Source organism: Phormidesmis sp. 146-12, assembly GCF_052939495.1.
The window spans coordinates 1-18,219 of sequence record NZ_JBJPHS010000022.1; the positions used below are offsets into that span (position 1 = coordinate 1).

Here is an 18,219-nt window from a genome sequence, read left to right on the forward strand (position 1 = left end):
GGGGGCAGAAGCGCTGAAGAACGAAGCAAAAAAACCTCATCGAATTCACGTTAACCAAATGGCTAGGTATTCAGGCAGGAAGCCTATTGTATTAGTTGGATCAAACATCGTTCAGGGAAAAGGCTTAGGAATTATCAGTTTGTAATCCTTGAAATCCTAAATCTCCCTGCACAGCCACTTTATCCGGGATATATTGCCTACCAGGTCTTCTGAAAGGATTAGTCATCGTAAAGTAACCTTGATCATATTTCTACGATCAAGTAAACATAATTGTAAAAGTGGGTTAGATCATCTAAGCTGCTGTAGAGATAAAGCCGTGAAAAAATTATGGAGTCTAAGGATCTCATTGAATCGACAAAGCAATCAGCAAGTGTAAAACTCAAAAATAAACCTTTCGCGAATCAGCAAACGGCTCTGCAAAAAATCTTGTGGGCAGCTCGAACTCGGATTTTGCTCTGGTATGTTGCGATTTTGGTCTTCATTTTTCTCGCTTCGATTCCAGCATTTCGGCAACTTCTGTCTGCTCAAATTGACCAACGGGTGCGTCAAGATTTGAGTGAAAAAGTGGATGTTTTCAAAAGTTTAATGAGTGGAGAATTGCTGGATGAAGGAATTGTCGAATTAGATGATCCAGAGCTTGCACGACAAGATCAGCGATTCAAACAACCTTATTCTAAAGAGGAGTTGGCTGACTTTTTTGATGCTTACTTAATCCGTCAAATTCCTGAAGATGACATCTATATTCTTACTTTTGTAGATGGCGAATTCTACAAATCTAGTCCAAGGGCAAGACCTGAAATTCTCAAACGCGATTCAGTTTTGATGCAACGCTGGGCGCAGCAAACTCAACCTGCTCAAGGCAAACATTTCACAAATGATGCGGCGATCGGAGATGTCCTTTACATTCTTGAACCTGTGAAAGTAGGCGGGAAAAGTCTGGGAGTACTCGTGGTTGCACATACGACTGCGGGAGAGCAAGCAGAAGCGATCGAAGCCGTTGGAGTCGTCATCAAGGTCATCGCAGGCGTGCTTTTGATTGCATTGGTTTTAGCTTGGTTTGCATCGGGGCGGGTGCTAGCTCCTTTACGATCGCTGAGTGATGCAACTCGTTTGATTGGTGAGGCAGACCTCAATCAACGGCTAGAAGTGCAGGGAACGGGGCAGCTTGCAGACTTGGGACATTCTTTCAATGAAATGATGGATCGACTGGAATCGGCGTTTATAAGCCAGCGAAATTTTATTAATGATGCTGGGCATGAGCTACGAACGCCAATCACGATCATTCAAGGGCATCTAGAACTGATGGGAGATGATCCGATCGAGCAACAAGAAACATTGACGATCGTGATGGATGAGTTGGAGCGAATGACTCGGTTTGTCAATGACTTAATTTTGCTGGCTAAGTCAGAGCATCCTGATTTTTTGCAGCCTGAAACCGTTGAGTTAGCGCCATTTGCTGAAGAACTGTTGGTAAAGGCGCAAGCATTAGCGGATCGGAGATGGATGCTGGAAGGCACAGTAAAGGGTCAAGGCTTTTTCGATCGACAGCGAATCACTCAGTCAGTGATGAATCTGGCACAGAACGCCACACAATTTACACAGGTTGGTGAGACGATCTCAATTGGCTTGGCGATCAGTAAAGGAAAGCTCCATTTCTGGGTGCGCGATACGGGTGAGGGGATTGCTCCCCATGATCAACCTCGCATCTTTGATCGATTTGCGCGGGCTGCAAATAGTCGGCGACGATCAGAAGGGGCTGGATTGGGGTTGTCGATCGTAAAATCAATTGTAGAGGCACATGGGGGAGAAGTATCGGTTCGTAGCCAGATTGGTCAGGGTTCGACTTTTTCGATCGTGATTCCGCTTCAAGTCAGGAGTAAGGAGCAATGATGCAAATTCTGATTGCAGAAGATGAGCCAAGAATTGCCGCATTTGTTGAGAAAGGTCTGCGCTCAAATGGCTTTACAACGACGATCGCGACGACTGGGAGTGATGTCCTCAGTATGGTTATGGGCAACGAATTTGATTTGTTGATTTTGGATCTGGGGTTGCCTGAGAAAGATGGATTAGAAGTACTAGAAGAACTGCGGGGTCAGGGTTCTCAGATTCCAATCGTGATTTTGACAGCGCGAGATGACATTCAGGATAAAATCTCAGGGCTGGAAGGTGGCGCAGATGACTATATGACGAAGCCTTTCCGATTTGAAGAGCTACTCGCAAGAGTTCGATTGAGATTGCGAACCCAGTCAACTATACCTGTTCAAGAAGAACTAATGTTGAGCGCGGGGGATGTGGTGTTAAATCTGCGGACTCGTAAAGCAACGGTAGGAAATAAAACGATCGAACTACCTGCACGTGAGTTTACTTTAGCAGAGATGTTCTTTCGCCATCCGGGTCAGGTTTTGAGCCGTCAGCAGTTGCTCGATCGAGTTTGGGGGTATGACTATGATCCAGGGTCGAATGTCGTTGATGTCTACGTCGGCTATTTACGTAGAAAGCTAGGCAGTACATTGTTGGAGACTGTCCGAGGAATGGGCTACAGACTAAAATTATGAGAATTTTCTCATCTAGATTTCATCTTATTCTTATCTAAAGTTTTCATAGTGTGGCCTGCGGTTAAGTGACAGATAGCTGAGAGGTGCTAACTTATAGGTCAAGGTTTTCTTAACCTTTGGAGCCTGTGTCGTACCTTAGAATTGGCTTGTCTTCTGGTGGGTACGACCTCATACTACATGTGTCAGAATGTGTCAGATTTTGATTGCTGAAGACGAAGCGCGGCTTGCTGCGTTCATTGAAAAAGGGCTGAGAAGAAAAGGGTTTATGACTGCGATCGCTCAAGATGGATTGCAAACGATTGAAATAATACAAGCTCAGAAAATCGATTTGCTGCTCTTGGATTTGGGATTGCCATTGATGGATGGTATGACTGTTTTACAGGAGCTTCGGGATCAAGGAGCGAAGATTCCAATTATTGTCGTCACTGCGCGAGCAGATGAACGTGAAAAGCTAGCAGCGTTACAAGCCGGGGCGAATGAGTTTATTACTAAGCCGTTTCGCTTTAACGATTTGCTGGCAACTGTTCAGTCTTGTCTAAATCTCAGTTAACAGAAATCACAGATCAGCTTTTTCGTTTAAACAATACTAACGTTGCTAAAGTTGTGTATAATTTGATCGACATGACAGTTCAAAAAAGTAAAAGCACTCATGCGGCATTTGTGCGAGCTTCAGGATTCCAGCGTTGAGATGCTTGAGTTTTGGGGTGCGATCGTAACTTGAACTGCTGATCCTCTATTCATATTAGTAGCGTCTCTTTTAGGGCAACGTCTAAGCTGCTCTAGTTTAAGATGTCTAGATTTTAGGAGCTATGAAAAGACGTTCCAATCATGAAATTAGCCCAGCAATTTGGCAATCAATCACATTACACCAGTTACAGGTTTTTGAAGTAGCTGCGCGGCATCGGAGCTTTACTCGTGCTGCGGAAGAGTTAAATCTCAGACAGCCAACAATATCCATACAAATCAAGCATCTGTCTAATTTGATTGGTTCTCCACTATTTGAAAATATTGGAAAACGAATGTATTTAACAGATGTCGGGAAACTACTATTTAAGACTTGTCAGGAAATCTTTGTCCGGATTGAACAATCAAAGATTAACCTGCTGGAATTGAAAGGGCTGAATCATGGTAGGTTACAAGTTGCTGCAACTCCATCTTCACAGTATTGTCTCGCTAAATTGCTGCAACCATTTTGCCAAGATTATCCAGGAATTCATATTTCACTTAGTTGGTTCAGCCACAAGGCTGTTCTCGATCGAATGAATGCAGATCTTGACGATCTCTACATCATGAGTCGGCTACCTGTCTATCAACGAGAGATTGAAGCCCGATCGTTTTTGCAGAACCCGCTGGTGGTCATCGCTCCACGGCAGCATCCACTGGCTCAGAAACAGAGCATTACGCTTCAGAATTTAGCACGTGAGTTTTTTGTGATGCGGGAGCCGGATTCTGCGACTCGGAGAGCGGCTGAGAGCCTCTTTGAGCAGTATGATATTCCGATGCGAGTGAAGTTAGAAATGAGCAATAATGAGGCGATTAAACAGGCAGTGAGAGGTGGGTTTGGGTTAGCTGTCATGTCATTGCATAGTCTGAGCGAGTTTGAGCTAGATCATCATTTTGTGGTACTTGATGTGGAGAACTTTCCAATTGTGCAGGAGTGGTTTTTAGTTTTTCGTAAAGATAAAGTGCTTTCAACTTCCGCAAGGACGTTTGTTGATTTTTTGCTAGAGAAAAGCTCAGGATACTTTCGGGTTTAGGTGTTTCTTAAGTTTGGCTACTGTTGTAAGCGATCGCTGCGTTTTAGACAGCTTGCTGCTCCCCAAACTTCCCAGAATCGAGGTATGGAGAGCGAACTTTGAATAACCCGTATTGCGATCGAGCGACAGACTGCTGTCAATCAGAATGTGAAGGTTGTCCGAATCGTACCAATGACTAAATCCTGATTCCGCTGGTCATGATTGGGAGCCGTCAGCCAAATCACGCCTGGAGTAATGCTGAGATTGTCATTCACTCGGTATTGATAGAATGCCGTCAAATGCAAGGAAGTATCGCGATCGCGTCCTACTCCCGTTGCAGCCGTCACTGCACCATCAATCTGGGTTAGTTTGGGTTCCATACCAATGACTAAACCTGCAAGATTGCCTTTCTTACCCAAATCGGGAAACCCTAATGTCACTGCCCAGTTCCAAATATTGGCATCTCCTAACCTCAATACTCGCGCTCCTGTATAGCCAACCCAGCCATTGATGATAAACGCCGAACTCGGTCGAAAAGAAGCTTGTACCCCAAACGAATTGGTGACAACTGCGCGACCTGTTGCCGTAAATAAGTTCGCATTCAGGCTGCCTGCACTGCCCTCAGTCGTATAGTCAGTGTTGTAGGCATGGATATAAGTCAAGCCAAACCCCAGCGCTTCAGAAGGCTCGAAAGTTAATTGTGCGATCGCACCATAAGACCCATTAAACAGACCATTATTATCGGTCGGATCTGAGGCATCACCCGCAAGATAACCCACACTCAACTCTAGTGCATCACTAAATTCATGCGTGACACCGACACCCGCACCTTCTAACAGATAATAAATTGGGTTGCGAGTTCCAAATTTAGAAATTGAACCACTGCTATCTCCGTCAAAGAAAGGATTGATCGATTCAGCAAACTCTTCTGCTTCTCCCTCATTTGCCGCAATGAAAACCGTCGTTTTCTCGCCCAGTGGAAACTCATAGGAGATTTATTATCAGTAATAGTTGGTCAGCCAACTATTTTGGCTGCTCTTTTTGACAGATTTGGGATTTATTACTACTCACATTTTATTGCTTACGGCAGGACTAAAGGATCGGTATACTATTCCTGATATTCAGCTTTATTTAATTGAGAAAGACAGAGGGTTTCCTAAATTTTTCTAGTATATGAAAGAGTGTTGGTTGTTTGCTTCTACTGGGGTTTATTACTTTCAAACAGCGCTTATGGCTTTACTCAAGTTAGATGCTGCTATTCTTCTACCTTCTAGTAGACGATGCCTTCAGTAGATTATTAAGACACAAGTGAAGAAAACTTAAGAATCCTTTCATGAGACTTTTCTCATGCAGCCTTCACTTTAGTCTTAGCAAAAACTAAGATGCTGTATATTAGCGCAACCGAAGCGCTGTTGACTGAATGGCTGTTGAGCTGAAAGGCTCTGAGTTTTTCTAAGAGAGGTTTCCAATGCGAGTTTGTGTAATCGGAACCGGATATGTTGGCTTAGTCACAGGAGCGTGTCTTGCTCAAATTGGTCATGATGTAGTCTGTATCGATAATAATGCTGCAAAGGTTGAGCAGATGCAAGCTGGTATTGCCCCAATCTTTGAGCCTGGACTTAAAGAGATTATGCAGGCTGCAATGCAAGCAGGCAAGCTGCAGTTTTCAACGGATTTGAGTCAGGGTGTCGCACATGGCGAAGTGCTATTTATCGCAGTCGGTACACCTGCTTTACCGAATGGAGAGAGTGATACTCGATATGTAGAAGCAGTTGCCCGTGGAATCGGACAGCACCTGAATGGTGGATATAAAGTCATTGTGAATAAGTCTACTGTTCCCATTGGGTCAGGAGATTGGGTGCGTCGAATTGTGATGGATGGTGTAGCAGAGCGACAGCAGCAAATTACAGGGTTTGATGTTGTCAGTAATCCTGAATTTCTACGAGAAGGTTCAGCCGTCTATGATACGTTTAATCCCGATCGCATTGTGCTGGGGAGTGATAGTGAGCAAGCGATCGAGAAAATGAAGGCACTCTACCAGCCTTTAATGGATCGTACCTTTGCTCAAGATCCGACATTGCCGCCTGTTCCCGTCGTGGTTACTGATCTCACTTCGGCTGAGATGATTAAGTATGCGGCGAATGCGTTTCTAGCAACGAAGATCAGCTTTATTAATGAAGTTGCGAATATCTGCGATCGAGTGGGTGCAGATGTCACTCAAGTTGCTCACGGCATTGGATTAGACTCTCGAATTGGAAGTAAATTTCTCCAAGCTGGCATCGGATGGGGAGGTTCTTGTTTTCCGAAAGATGTTGCTGCTTTGATTCATACTGCAAACGATTATGGATACAAGACAGAACTGCTTAATGCTGCGGTGGAGGCGAATCAGAGTCAAAAACTAATTGTTGTTGAAAAGCTCCAGCAAGTTCTCAAGATCCTCAAAGGTAAAACGATCGGCTTACTCGGCTTAACATTCAAACCCGATACTGATGACCTGCGAGATGCTCCTGCGCTGGAAATCATTGCTGCGTTGACTCGTTTGGGTGCGAAAGTCAAAGCTTATGACCCGATTGTTTCTGAATTAGATCATGCTGACTTAGCTGAAACTCCTGAACAACTTGCTGAGGGCTGTGATGCACTGGTTCTCGTCACCGACTGGAAAGAATTCCGCGATTTAGATTATGCTGCGCTTGCTCAAAAAATGGCATTTGCATTGATCATTGATGGACGAACCTTTTTAGATCCCGCTCAGATCACTGAAGCAGGCTTTGCTTATATTGGGATTGGTCGCCCAAATCGAGGCTTCCTAACCCCTAAGATTGCTACACCTCAAATGAGTACGATCGCTTAGATTGTAGGTTCCGCATCTACAAAGCAGAATTTACTAGATATTCTCCAACAATTTGAAGAAGGTTTGTCATCTTTTCGCTTTGACCCTTCACCCCACCCTTTCTTATGAAATTGCTGGTTTACTCCCACGACGCTTTCGGCTTGGGCAATATTCGTAGAATGTTAGCGATTTGCGAATATTTGCTCCAAACGATTCCTAATTTGTCTATTTTGCTTCTGTCGGGTTCTCCGATGATGCAAGGGTTCAGAATTTCCAACAACTTAGATTACATCAAACTCCCCTGTCTCAATCGTGGGACTACTGGCAAGATTGCGACCAAATTTCTAGGAATGGATGCAGACGAAACCGTGAAACTGCGATCGAAGCTGATCCGTTCTGCGGCTGCCAGTTTCAAACCAGACATGGTTTTAGTTGATAAGAAGCCCTACGGCATTCAAAATGAGCTAATGCCAACGCTGACCTACCTCAAGACCGTTCAGCCAGAAACAAAGATGGTTTTGCTGCTCCGTGATATTCTAGATGCCCCTGAAGTGACGATCGCAGAATGGCAGAAGCATGGATTTGAGCAGACGGTTGAAGAATTTTACGATCGCTTATTGATTGTTGGAACCCCTGAAATTTTTGATTTCTGCGACGCTTATCAACTTCCGTCTCATATTGCTTACAAAGCGAGATACTGCGGTTATTTACGTCGTCCGCAAGGGTGTAAATCTGAAGCAGAAGTTCGTCAAGAACTCGCACTAGCAGATTCTGATCGGCTCGTCGTAGTAACACCTGGCGGGGGAGAAGATGGCTATCCGATGGTTGATGCCTTTCTACAAGGAGTTTCTACTTCAACTTTCAAGAGCTTGGTCATTTGCGGCCCAGAAATGCCAATTCAGCAAAGGCAAGCACTCTACCAAACCGCAGCACATCTACCTCAAGTCGAAATGCGTGAGTTTAGCGACGACTTGATGAGTTACTTAGGGGCAGCAGATATCGTTGTCTCAATGGGCGGGTATAACACGATTTGCGAAGTGCTAACCGCAGGAAAACGGGCAGTGATTGTCCCCAGGGTGAAGCCTTCGCAGGAGCAAATTATTCGGACAAATTGTATGGCGAGGTTTGGCTTTTTTAGCGCGATCGAACCTAGCCAACTCAGTCCACAGACGCTATTCCAGGCAGTCCAATGGCAAATGGATCAAGTCAATCATCCACTTCCTCAGATTGATCTCAATGGGCTGTCCAGAATTGCTCATCATCTTTCTAGCTTGATGAAAGTCGATCCTAGAGATTCCGTTAAACAAAAACCCTATGCGATTCGTTAAGGAGAAATGTTCATGCCACGGTTAATGTTTTACTGTCAGCACATTCTAGGAATGGGGCATCTTGTCCGCAGTATGGAGATTGTGCGTGGATTAATACCAGATTTTCAGGTTTGTTTTATCAATGGTGGAGAGATTGTAGAAGGCTTCGAGATTCCCGCTGGGATTGAGGTTGTCAATCTCCCTGCAATTAAAACTGATTCAGAATTTCAGGAACTTCAAGTTGTAAATTCAGCCTACACGCTAGAAGAAGTGAAAGATATGCGATGTGCGGAGCTATTGGAAGCCTTCGATCGCTTTCAGCCTGATGTTTTGATGGTTGAGCTGTTTCCCTTTGGACGACGCAGATTTTCCTTTGAATTGATTCCACTGCTAGAACGGGCGAAAACTCGTGGCGCAAAAGCTGTTTGTAGCTTAAGAGATATTGTCGTGACAAAAAGCGATCGCACAAAGCACGAAGAGAAAGTCTGCAAGTTGATGAATCAGTACTTTGATCTACTCCTTGTCCACGGCGATCCGCAGTTTCAACCCTTAGAGGAAACCTTCTCTAGAGTGACAGACCTGACCTGTGAGGTAAAATTTACAGGCTATGTTGTTCAACCTCAACCGGAGCCAGTTGCAGAGCTTCCAAATGTAAATCCTGACAGGCCTCTCATCCTAGTCAGTGTGGGGGGTGGAAGATTTGGGCATGAGCTTCTTGATTGTGTCGTGGAGACAGCTCCTATTTTGAAGCATCAACTGCCGCATCAGATACAAGTGTTCACAGGCCCATTTATGCCAGAGTGGAAACTGCTTGAACTGCAATCAAACGCAGCAACTTCTTCTAATATTCGTATCGATCGCTATACGCCAAGCCTCTTGAGCTATATGCAAAAAGCAGATTTGTCGATTAGCATGTCTGGTTACAATACAACGATGAATGTGTTGACAACAGGAGTGCGTTCTCTGCTGTTACCGTTTACAGGAAATGACGACCAGGAACAACGCATTCGAGCAGAGAAATTAGCTCATTTGGGAGTTGTTGAAGTCATTCAACCCAGCGATTTAGAGCCGAACCAATTCGCGAAAAAGATTGTTTTCTACCTGCAACAGCAACCAACTCGATTGAAATTTGATTGTGCAGGTGTTGAGAAAACCGCAATGCAATTGAAGCAATTTTTGCGGCAGCAGCAGCAAAGTAGTGTGGAGGTAGTGAAAGCATGAAAGTTTGTATCACGACGTTAGAGTTTCCGCCGGATGTGGGTGGTGTGAGTGAATCGGTTCATCGAATTTCTAAGATGCTGACAGCAGAATCTAAGATGCTGACAGCAGGAGGCTATGAAGTCCATGTTGCTGTGTTTCGGGCAAGCCATCGTGCAACGAAAGACGGTAGCCGCAGACGGGCCAGTTGCGCGACAACATTACAAGATGGAATTCACGTTCATCGAATTCAGAATGCTGTACGAGCTGATGTGGTTGAGATTCAAGACTTTTACAGTGATGTTTACTTCTACTTGAAGCAACTACACCAAGCGCATCATTTTGACTTATTCCATACGTTTTTCATAACTGAAACGGGATACGTCACGACGATGCTGGCCCGCGAAAGTAACATTCCTGTGATCAACAGTGTGCGTGGAAGCGATTTGCACAAACATATCTTTAGTGCAAAGTATCATGCTCCGCTGAGTTGGGTTTTGGAGAATGCAGATTGGAATACCTTTGTCAGTCGCGATTTGCAGCACCGAGCAGAAGTGATGGTTCTGAGCATTACTCATAAGTCCTCTGCCTTCTGGAATTCAATTGTTCCCGTTGAATTTACAGACTTACCAGTGCCGAGCTTAGGTTCTGAGCTATCAGGTTTAGTCATTGGTTCAGTGGGCCGGTTGCGCGATAAGAAAGGGATTGAATTTTTACTAGATGCCTGTGAGCAGATCGGTGATGAAATTGATTTAACTTTGCTGCTCATTGGTGATTTTGTTGAGAAAGAGCGTGCCTACTGGGAGCAAGAGTTGAAGCGATCGAGTCTTGGCGATCGCTTAAAGATTACAGGCATCGTCAGCCGCGCAGAAGCTCTTGCTTATTTACCGCTCTTAGACATCTATGTGATTCCGTCGCTGAATGATGGTTGTCCGAATGCACTCCTTGAAGCAATGTGTGCGGGTTGCCCAATTATCGGAAGTAATGTCGATGCGATCGGTGAAATTTTAGAGCAGCAGGTCAATGGATTAGTGGTGAATCCTGGCAGTACCAAAGCCCTCGCAGATGCGATTCGCTATCTTACCAAAGAGCCAGAACTGAGAAAATCGCTCGGAAAAGCGGCTCGTAAAACAGTGATTGAAAAGCTTGCTCCAGAGGTTGAATACCAGAATTGGATGAGCGTTTATCAAACTGTATTAGGAGAAAACCGCGATCGTATCTCAGAGTTCAATGTTCAAGATCTAGCACTGCAAGTCTAGCTTCTGTAGCGCATTATTTACTACAGCAACCCGTACAGATCCTCAATTCGATAGATATCGCCCCCAAGATACTCGACCCTTACAATCTAAAGTTCAACTCAGGAGTTCTATCATGTCTACCCCAAGAGTAACCCTCGTCGTTTCTCCTCGTGAACAATTTAGCTACACTTGCGAATCTCTCGAAAGCATTTTGGAGCATACAACCGTTCCTTATTCGCTAATTTACGTTGATGGTGGTTCCCCTAAACCAATTCAGCGATATTTAGAGAGCAAATCGCAAGAGCAGGGCTTTCAATTGATTCGCACCGAGCAATTTCTAGCTCCGAATCAAGCTCGAAATCTAGCACTTCCCCACGTCGATACGGAGTACGTGCTGTTTGTTGATAATGATGTGGTTGTGAGTCCAAATTGGCTAGAAAAGCTGATTGCTTGTGCAGACGAAACTGAAGCTACGATCGTCTGTCCACTCACCTGCATTGGTAAACCTCTCGGAAAAACAATTCACCTTGCGGGCGGAGAGGCACACATCTACACTGAAACGCAGAAAGACGGCACGATCAAGCGTAAGGTGCATGAGAAGCATTACTTTGTGAATCGTCCCGTTGCAGAGGTTCAAGAAAAGCTGATTCGTCAGCAATGCGAGTTTGCAGAATTTCACTGTATGTTAGTTCGGACTAGCATCTTTGAGAAAATTGGGCCACTGGACGAAGCGCTACTCAGCACCCGCGAACATATTGACTTCTGCATGACCGTAGCGAATGCAGGTGGGACTGTTTTCTGTGAACCTGAATCAGTCGTGACTTATGTTCCTGACTTGAAGAAATTCGATTTAACAGAACTTGCTTTTTTCATGTTGCGCTGGAGTGATGCTTGGGAAATTGCCAGTCTAGAGCATTTTTCTAAAAAGTGGGATCTGACGACCAATGATAGGTATTTCAAGAAGCGATACGATCGCATGGGACATCGCCGCTATCAAGGTCTCTTACGTCCTCTAGTTCGTCAAGTTTCGCTTGGTCAAAGTAATCCACAGCTTGAAAAAGCGCTAATTCCGATCGAACGAACTATCAATCGACTGATTAGCGATCGTTACAAGAACCCTGTTCAGTAATGTTCCATTTCTCTTGTAAACCCGTTTGGATAGTAGGCAAACGATGAAGAAGGACGCACCCAAAAACTTCAAAACCGTAATGCCAGGAGTCAGCCGAATTCTGAAGCAGTTTGCACCTCAAATTAGCAAGCAAAAGCCTCTTTTACTCATGTCTTTTGCAGGGCTGATGACAGAGATTGTGCTACATTTGCTCGAACCTTTTCCACTCAAGCTGATTTTTGACTACATTCTACTTCCAGGCGCAACAACTCGCCCTTTCCCGATTCCCTTTCTAGTAGGGCTGAATCCTTTTCTGCTCTTAACAATTCTGACTGTAGGATTAATTGCAATTTCTGCGCTTCGTGCGATCGCTGCTTACTTCAGCATTGTAGGGATGTCACTTGCCGCAACGCATATCTTGACCGAAGTTCGATTCGAGTTATATAGCCATCTCCAGCATTTATCGCTGGCGTATCATCACAAAAGCCATAGTGGTGATCTCATCACTCGTGTGACATCAGATATCGGGCGTTTGAGAGAAGTTACAGTGATGGCAGTGATGCCGCTCATAGCTCATTCCTTGACGCTAGTTGGCATGATTGGTGTGATGGTTTGGATGAATTGGGAACTAGCCTTAATTGCGATCGCGCTTTTCCCAATTTTCTTCTTTGCGACCCTGCGCCTGACTCGTCGAATTAAAGGCGTTGTCAAAACTCAGCGCAAACGAGAAGGAGAAATGGCAGCAACGGTTGCAGAATCGATCGGAGCAATTAAAGTCGTACAGACTCTTTCTTTGCATCAGATGTTGGAAGAGACATTCTCAGAATATAGCTCTCAGAGTTTGCAAGATAGTGCTAAAGCACAAAAAATATCAGCCGGATTAGAGCGCTTAATTGAGCTACTGGTTGGGTTAATGACGGCTCTGATTCTCTGGCGAGGGGCGCTGCTTGTTTACTCAAAAGTGCTAACAACTGGCGACTTACTGATCTTCATCAACTATGTTCGCATTGCTTTCAAACCGATGCGCCAAGTTGCTAAGTATATCGGACTGTTGGCGAAAGCGACTGCATCCGGTGAGCGCGTATTAGATGTATTGGACGAAGTGCCTGATGTTCGAGATACAAGAGGTGCGATCGCGGCTCCTGCCTTTCAGGGTTCAGTGCGCTTTGAGAATGTATCTTTCGCTTACGAGAACGACGATCGCGGTATTCTCAGACAGATGAGCTTTGAAGTAAAACCTGGGCAGAAAGTTGCCTTAGTTGGAGCTTCTGGCGGAGGAAAGTCAACGATTGTTAGTTTGCTCTTACGCCTCTATGACCCGTTGGAAGGTCGAATTTTAGTTGACGGGCATGACTTGCGAGAATACAAGCTCGATTCTTTTAGACAACGGGTGAGTGTCGTGCTGCAAGATAGTGTTCTGTTTGCAACAACCGTGCGAGACAACATTGCTTACGGCTATCTCAATGCAACAGATTCAGCGATCGAAGCTGCGGCAAAACTTGCGAATGCACATGACTTTATTCTGCGTCTGCCGAAAGGGTATGACACACAGTTGAGTGAGCGCGGATCAACGCTTTCAGGAGGACAACGGCAACGAATTGCGATCGCAAGAGCCGCGATTCGTCATGCTCCGATTGTTGTGCTAGATGAACCCACTACAGGGTTAGACCAAGAGAATGAGCACGCCGTCACAGAAGCATTAAACCGCCTAGTTGAAGGTAGAACTGCATTCTGGGTGTCGCACAATCTCAAGGCAATTCGTCATGCTGATTTGATTTTGTACATTGAAGGAGGCACGATCGCAGAACAAGGAACACATGACGAACTAATGCAGTTGGGCGGGCGGTATGCAGCAATATACGCACTACAAACTGCAATAAATTCAGATGCTCGTGCAGTTGAGGTGTAACATGGCAACACGATTCATTTTAGTTCGGCATGGGCAAAGTACTTACAATGCTGAAAAACGCTATCAAGGATGCTGCGATAAGTCTGTATTGACGGAAGCTGGATTGATGATGGCACAGCAGACAAGAGATTTGCTGAAACATACTAAAATTCATGCCGCTTATAGTAGCCCTCTACAAAGAACTCAGCAAACAGCGATCGCAATTCTGCAAAATTCCAGGCTAGAACTGAACTGTCACGATCATTTGAAAGAAATTGCGATGCCAACTTGGGAAGGATTACCCTTTCAATATGTGCGACAACACTTTGCAGAGGATTATCAATGCTGGAAAGAGCGACCGCATGAATTTCAAATGCAACTTGCTGAAGCAGAAAGCTCAGTTGCAACACTCACAGAGCCTTGCTTTCCAGTTTTAGACTTGTATGTGCAAGCCCAACAATTTTGGAAAGAGGTGATTCCGCGCCACATTGATGAAACGATTTTGATCATCAGTCACGGTGGAACGATTCGAGCTTTGATCGGAACGGCGATCGGGATAGGATGTCAAACTTTTCACACCTTACAGCAATCGAACTGTGGGGTGAGCGTGCTAGAGTTTCCACAGGGCTTAGAGCAGCCTGCAACGTTGCGAGCGATGAATCATACTCAGCATCTCGGCGAATCTCTTCCTAAGCTCAAAGAAGGCAAACTGGGCTTACGCTTGCTTCTCATTCAAAACTCTGATTCTTTGCTGAATTTTGCTAAGTTTCTCAAGTCGGTCAGCTTAGACTTCTATTTGAGTTGCGATCGCATAAACGTTACTCAAGAATTGGCATGGCAGATGGATTCAGAATCATTGATGACTGGAGTCGCGACACTCTCTCCAAATCTGATTCGTCAATTGCTTGCTCACACGCTAGAGATTCCCGCAGATTCATCGATTTTCGACCTAGAGCCAGGAACAATGAGCATTCTGCATTACCCAATCAATCATCGCCCTGTTCTGCAAGCATTCAACTTTATCCCCAACACACTACTATGAAGATTTTAATCACTGGTGCTGCTGGTTTTATTGGGTTTCATTTGGCAAAACGGCTTCTGAGTGATGGTTATCAAGTTCATGGGATTGACAATCTTAATGATTACTATGATATTGCGCTCAAATGTGCACGACTAGAAAGGCTCAAGCATCATAAACAGTTCAGCTTTCAACTTCTGGATCTCGTCGATCGAGAGGGTATTCTACAACTTTTTCAGGATCACAAATTTGACTATGTTGTGAACTTGGCGGCTCAAGCGGGTGTACGCTACTCGCTGAAAAATCCACATACCTACATTGATAGCAACATTACTGGGTTTGTGAACTTACTAGAAGGCTGCCGAAATAGTGATATTCAGCATCTCATTTTTGCTTCCTCAAGCTCTGTCTATGGTGCAAACACGAAGATTCCTTTCTCGGTTCAGGACAATGTTGACTATCCAGTTTCTCTCTACGCTGCAACCAAGAAATCGAATGAATTGATTGCTCACTCATACAGTCACCTGTATGGCATTCCAACGACTGGACTTCGGTTCTTTACGGTCTATGGGGCTTGGGGTAGACCTGATATGGCTTACTTCAAATTCGTGAAAGCGATCGCAGAAGGGACACCCATCGAAATCTACAACTACGGTAAAATGCAGCGAGATTTTACCTTTATTGATGACATTATTGAAGGTGTGGTACGGGTCATGACGAAGATTCCCACCATGAATGCTGATGCAGCTTTGAATAGTAATGCAGCTTATAAGCTCTATAACATTGGCAATAACAATCCAGTTGAGCTAATGCAGTTTGTTGAAACGATCGAACAATTACTCGGTAGTTTTGCCATCAAAAAATTTCTTCCCATGCAGCCAGGAGATGTTCCCATGACTTATGCAGATGTCGATGACTTAATGCAGGAGGTTGGCTTCAAGCCAGAAACTTCTTTAGAAGAAGGATTGTTCCAGTTTGTGCAGTGGTATCGCGAGTACTACGAAACACCTTCTAGAAACAAGTATCATCAGCGTCCAGCCACTGCTTTAATTTAGTCGATGCGATTGATGACTCAGTAAAAAAGAAAACTAGATATGTCTAGCTCCACTCAGAAGGCTTTGATGTTGTGCGCTTTCAACCTGCTGGTTGCTCAAACTGCAATCGCGGAAGAAGTTCCCACAGTTAAGAGAGAATTTCCTCAATCCTCTGTTTCTCAAACTGCTTTCCAGCAGGAATCTTCTGAGCCAACTTTTTCTGCTTTAACGTCTCCGCCTGAAGTAACACTGCCTGAGTTTTTGACACAGCCTGCTCCAATGGCTCAAGTCACCTCTGTTTCTGAGTTGTCAGATGTCCAGCCTGGTGATTGGGCCTTTCAGTCGTTAAAGTCGATCGTTGAACGATATGGTGTCGTGTCAGGCTATCCAGATCGGACTTTTCGAGGAAATCGGGCAATGAGTCGCTATGAATTTGCGGCTGGCTTAAACAGTGCGATGAATCGAGTCGATGAAGTTCTGAAGACCTTGCCTGAGCAATATGCAACTCAGCAGGATCTAGAAGTGCTTAAGAAGCTCCAAGCAGAATTCGCAAAAGAACTCGCGATCGTCAACAGTCAGATTGATACCCTTGATTCGGAACGACGATTATCTAACTCATTTTCGGCAACAACTAAACTAACAGGCGAGGTTGTGTTTGCAGTAACCAGTGTCGCTGATGCAGAGAAACCAGATGGAAGTGACGATCGTACGGATAGCAATCTCACTTTAGGAAGTCGGGTTCGCCTCAATTTTGATACCAGTCTTTTTGGGAAAGATCGGCTGAGAACTCGATTGCAGGCAAGTAATCTTAGCCGAATTGACCAAGCAGCGGGGACAGACATGGCGCGATTAGCCTACCAGGGGGGCAGTGAAGGCAGATTAGAAGTGAGCCGATTAGAGTATCGAACTTCGATAAGTAAACAAGCAACGCTGTATGTTGCCGCAGTCGGTGGAAGCTTAAACGACTTCGCAAATACCTTCAATCCGTTTCTTTCTGGAAGTGCAGAAGGATCAGTCTCTCGATTTGGGCAGCGCAATCCTATCTATCGAATTGGAGGAGGGAGCGGAATTGGTTTAGAGTATGAGTTCACCGATGATATTGCTTTCACAGTAGGTTACCTGGGTTCGGATTTGAATGATCCAGAACAAGGCTTCAACAAGTCATCGTATAGCGCGATCGCTCAATTGTCTCTAGAGCTAAGTAGCCGATTCGGAATTGGTTTGACTTATGTACGCTCTTTCAATAGCGTCAGTACCGCAAGTGGAAGCGAACTTGCAAATGATCCTTTTGACGGGGATAGTGATGCAGTCATCGCAGATTCCTTTGGCATTCAAGCTGCGATCGCACCGAGTAAAAAGCTCTCGTTCTCAGCGTGGGCAGGCTTTACCCGTGCCAAAGCGACTGATCTAGACAACAATCCGAGCGCTAGTATTTTTAACTGGGCAGTCACGATCGCATTGCCAGATCTACTGAGGGAAGGCAGTTTGGCAGGGTTTGTGATAGGTCAACCGCCTAAACTGACCCGTAACGATTTTTCTCAAGGTGGTCAAGCACTCGAAGATGAGGATACTTCCTTACATTTCGAGGCATTTTATCGGTGTCGCGTGAATGATTTTATCAGTATCACACCAGGAGTTATTTTGATTACTAACCCTGAACATAATCGCGATAACAACAATATCTTCATCGGGACAATCCGAACAACCTTTAGCTTTTGATGTCTGAGTTAACTGAATCCTTTTATCTACCTCAAAATGCTCACGCAATCTAGCTCGAAGTTTTTTGCGATCGCAATTCTAATTTCTCTATTCATTGTTGCTTCTACCTCAGCGATTGAACTCAAAGATGGGAGAACTTATTTTGAAAAGCCCCCGCGCTTACTTGGTATAGCAACAAGCCAAAATGGAACTTACGTCTGGGGCGCAAATTATTACTTCACGGTTGCAGTTCCAGAAGATGCGGGTGAACCATTACAAAAGCTAGAAATCGAACTCGAAGCAAGTCCGGGTCGCCCATTTTTCGATGCGTCTAAGCTAGAAGCGTTTGAAGGCAAGCGGAGGAAACCAGGCAATAAAATTCCCGTCAAAAATGTCATGATCAATGCTCAAGCTCAAGTCATCTCTGTGACATTTGATCCACCTGTTAAACCAGGAAAAACCGTAACCGTGAGAGTCTATCCTGTTCGCAATCCTGCTACGGGAGGAACTTATTTATATGGAGTCACAGCATTTCCAGTAGGAGAGCAACCTGCGGGCCAATTCCTCGGCTTTGGGCGAATTCGGATCTACGATCGAGAACAAGACTAGC

15 protein-coding genes are annotated in these 18,219 nt (G+C 44.9%); 14 read left to right on the forward strand and 1 reads right to left on the reverse strand.

The window, feature by feature from the left end:
- Window positions 1–327 precede the first annotated feature (327 nt).
- The 4 genes from ACKFKF_RS11925 to ACKFKF_RS11940 all read left to right on the forward strand — a co-directional run bounded on the left by ACKFKF_RS11925 (window position 328) and on the right by ACKFKF_RS11940 (window position 4,312).
- On the forward strand, window positions 328–1,890 hold the full coding sequence (locus ACKFKF_RS11925) for an ATP-binding protein (RefSeq protein ID WP_446867906.1): 1,563 nt from the start codon (window positions 328–330) through the stop codon (window positions 1,888–1,890).
- Window positions 1,890–2,555 (forward strand): response regulator transcription factor, encoded by a 666-nt coding sequence (locus tag ACKFKF_RS11930; RefSeq protein ID WP_446867907.1) that lies wholly within the window; start codon window positions 1,890–1,892, stop codon window positions 2,553–2,555. Before ACKFKF_RS11925 ends, ACKFKF_RS11930 begins: the two co-directional genes overlap by 1 nt.
- A gap of 187 nt (window positions 2,556–2,742) precedes the next feature.
- Entirely contained in the window at window positions 2,743–3,105 is a 363-nt protein-coding gene (locus tag ACKFKF_RS11935; protein ID WP_446867908.1) for a response regulator transcription factor, read from the forward strand.
- A gap of 259 nt (window positions 3,106–3,364) precedes the next feature.
- The gene (locus ACKFKF_RS11940; protein WP_446867909.1) at window positions 3,365–4,312 is read left to right on the forward strand and encodes a LysR substrate-binding domain-containing protein; all 948 of its coding nucleotides are present in this window, start codon (window positions 3,365–3,367) and stop codon (window positions 4,310–4,312) included.
- A gap of 140 nt (window positions 4,313–4,452) precedes the next feature.
- Here the strand turns inward: ACKFKF_RS11940 and ACKFKF_RS11945 are convergent, their stop codons facing one another.
- The gene (locus ACKFKF_RS11945) at window positions 4,453–5,286 is read right to left on the reverse strand and encodes an iron uptake porin (RefSeq protein WP_446867937.1); all 834 of its coding nucleotides are present in this window, start codon (window positions 5,284–5,286) and stop codon (window positions 4,453–4,455) included.
- A gap of 473 nt (window positions 5,287–5,759) precedes the next feature.
- Here ACKFKF_RS11945 and ACKFKF_RS11950 point away from each other — a divergent pair, with 473 nt between their 5' ends.
- From ACKFKF_RS11950 to ACKFKF_RS11995, 10 genes are all read left to right on the forward strand, one after another.
- On the forward strand, window positions 5,760–7,142 hold the full coding sequence (locus tag ACKFKF_RS11950) for a UDP-glucose dehydrogenase family protein (RefSeq protein WP_446867910.1): 1,383 nt from the start codon (window positions 5,760–5,762) through the stop codon (window positions 7,140–7,142).
- A 104-nt stretch (window positions 7,143–7,246) separates the two neighbouring features.
- The gene (locus tag ACKFKF_RS11955) at window positions 7,247–8,449 is read left to right on the forward strand and encodes a glycosyltransferase family protein (protein ID WP_446867911.1); all 1,203 of its coding nucleotides are present in this window, start codon (window positions 7,247–7,249) and stop codon (window positions 8,447–8,449) included.
- Between the two features lie 12 nt (window positions 8,450–8,461).
- Window positions 8,462–9,649: a glycosyltransferase family protein gene (locus ACKFKF_RS11960; protein ID WP_446856950.1), complete on the forward strand. Its 1,188-nt coding sequence runs from the start codon at window positions 8,462–8,464 to the stop codon at window positions 9,647–9,649.
- On the forward strand, window positions 9,646–10,884 hold the full coding sequence (locus ACKFKF_RS11965) for a glycosyltransferase (RefSeq protein ID WP_446867912.1): 1,239 nt from the start codon (window positions 9,646–9,648) through the stop codon (window positions 10,882–10,884). Before ACKFKF_RS11960 ends, ACKFKF_RS11965 begins: the two co-directional genes overlap by 4 nt.
- Before the next feature lie 112 nt (window positions 10,885–10,996).
- Entirely contained in the window at window positions 10,997–11,992 is a 996-nt protein-coding gene (locus ACKFKF_RS11970; protein ID WP_446867913.1) for a glycosyltransferase family 2 protein, read from the forward strand.
- 43 nt (window positions 11,993–12,035) lie between these two features.
- Complete coding sequence (locus tag ACKFKF_RS11975) at window positions 12,036–13,880, forward strand: ABC transporter ATP-binding protein (RefSeq protein ID WP_446867914.1); 1,845 nt, start codon at window positions 12,036–12,038, stop codon at window positions 13,878–13,880.
- Window position 13,881: 1 nt separating this feature from the next.
- The gene (locus tag ACKFKF_RS11980) at window positions 13,882–14,901 is read left to right on the forward strand and encodes a histidine phosphatase family protein (RefSeq protein ID WP_446867915.1); all 1,020 of its coding nucleotides are present in this window, start codon (window positions 13,882–13,884) and stop codon (window positions 14,899–14,901) included.
- Window positions 14,898–15,932 carry an NAD-dependent epimerase gene (locus ACKFKF_RS11985; RefSeq protein ID WP_446867916.1) on the forward strand — a complete coding sequence of 345 codons (1,035 nt, stop codon included), beginning with the start codon at window positions 14,898–14,900 and terminating at the stop codon, window positions 15,930–15,932. Before ACKFKF_RS11980 ends, ACKFKF_RS11985 begins: the two co-directional genes overlap by 4 nt.
- A 39-nt stretch (window positions 15,933–15,971) precedes the next feature.
- Window positions 15,972–17,630 (forward strand): iron uptake porin, encoded by a 1,659-nt coding sequence (locus ACKFKF_RS11990; protein ID WP_446867917.1) that lies wholly within the window; start codon window positions 15,972–15,974, stop codon window positions 17,628–17,630.
- Between the two features lie 36 nt (window positions 17,631–17,666).
- Window positions 17,667–18,218: a DUF2808 domain-containing protein gene (locus ACKFKF_RS11995; protein ID WP_446856943.1), complete on the forward strand. Its 552-nt coding sequence runs from the start codon at window positions 17,667–17,669 to the stop codon at window positions 18,216–18,218.
- Window position 18,219 lies beyond the last annotated feature (1 nt).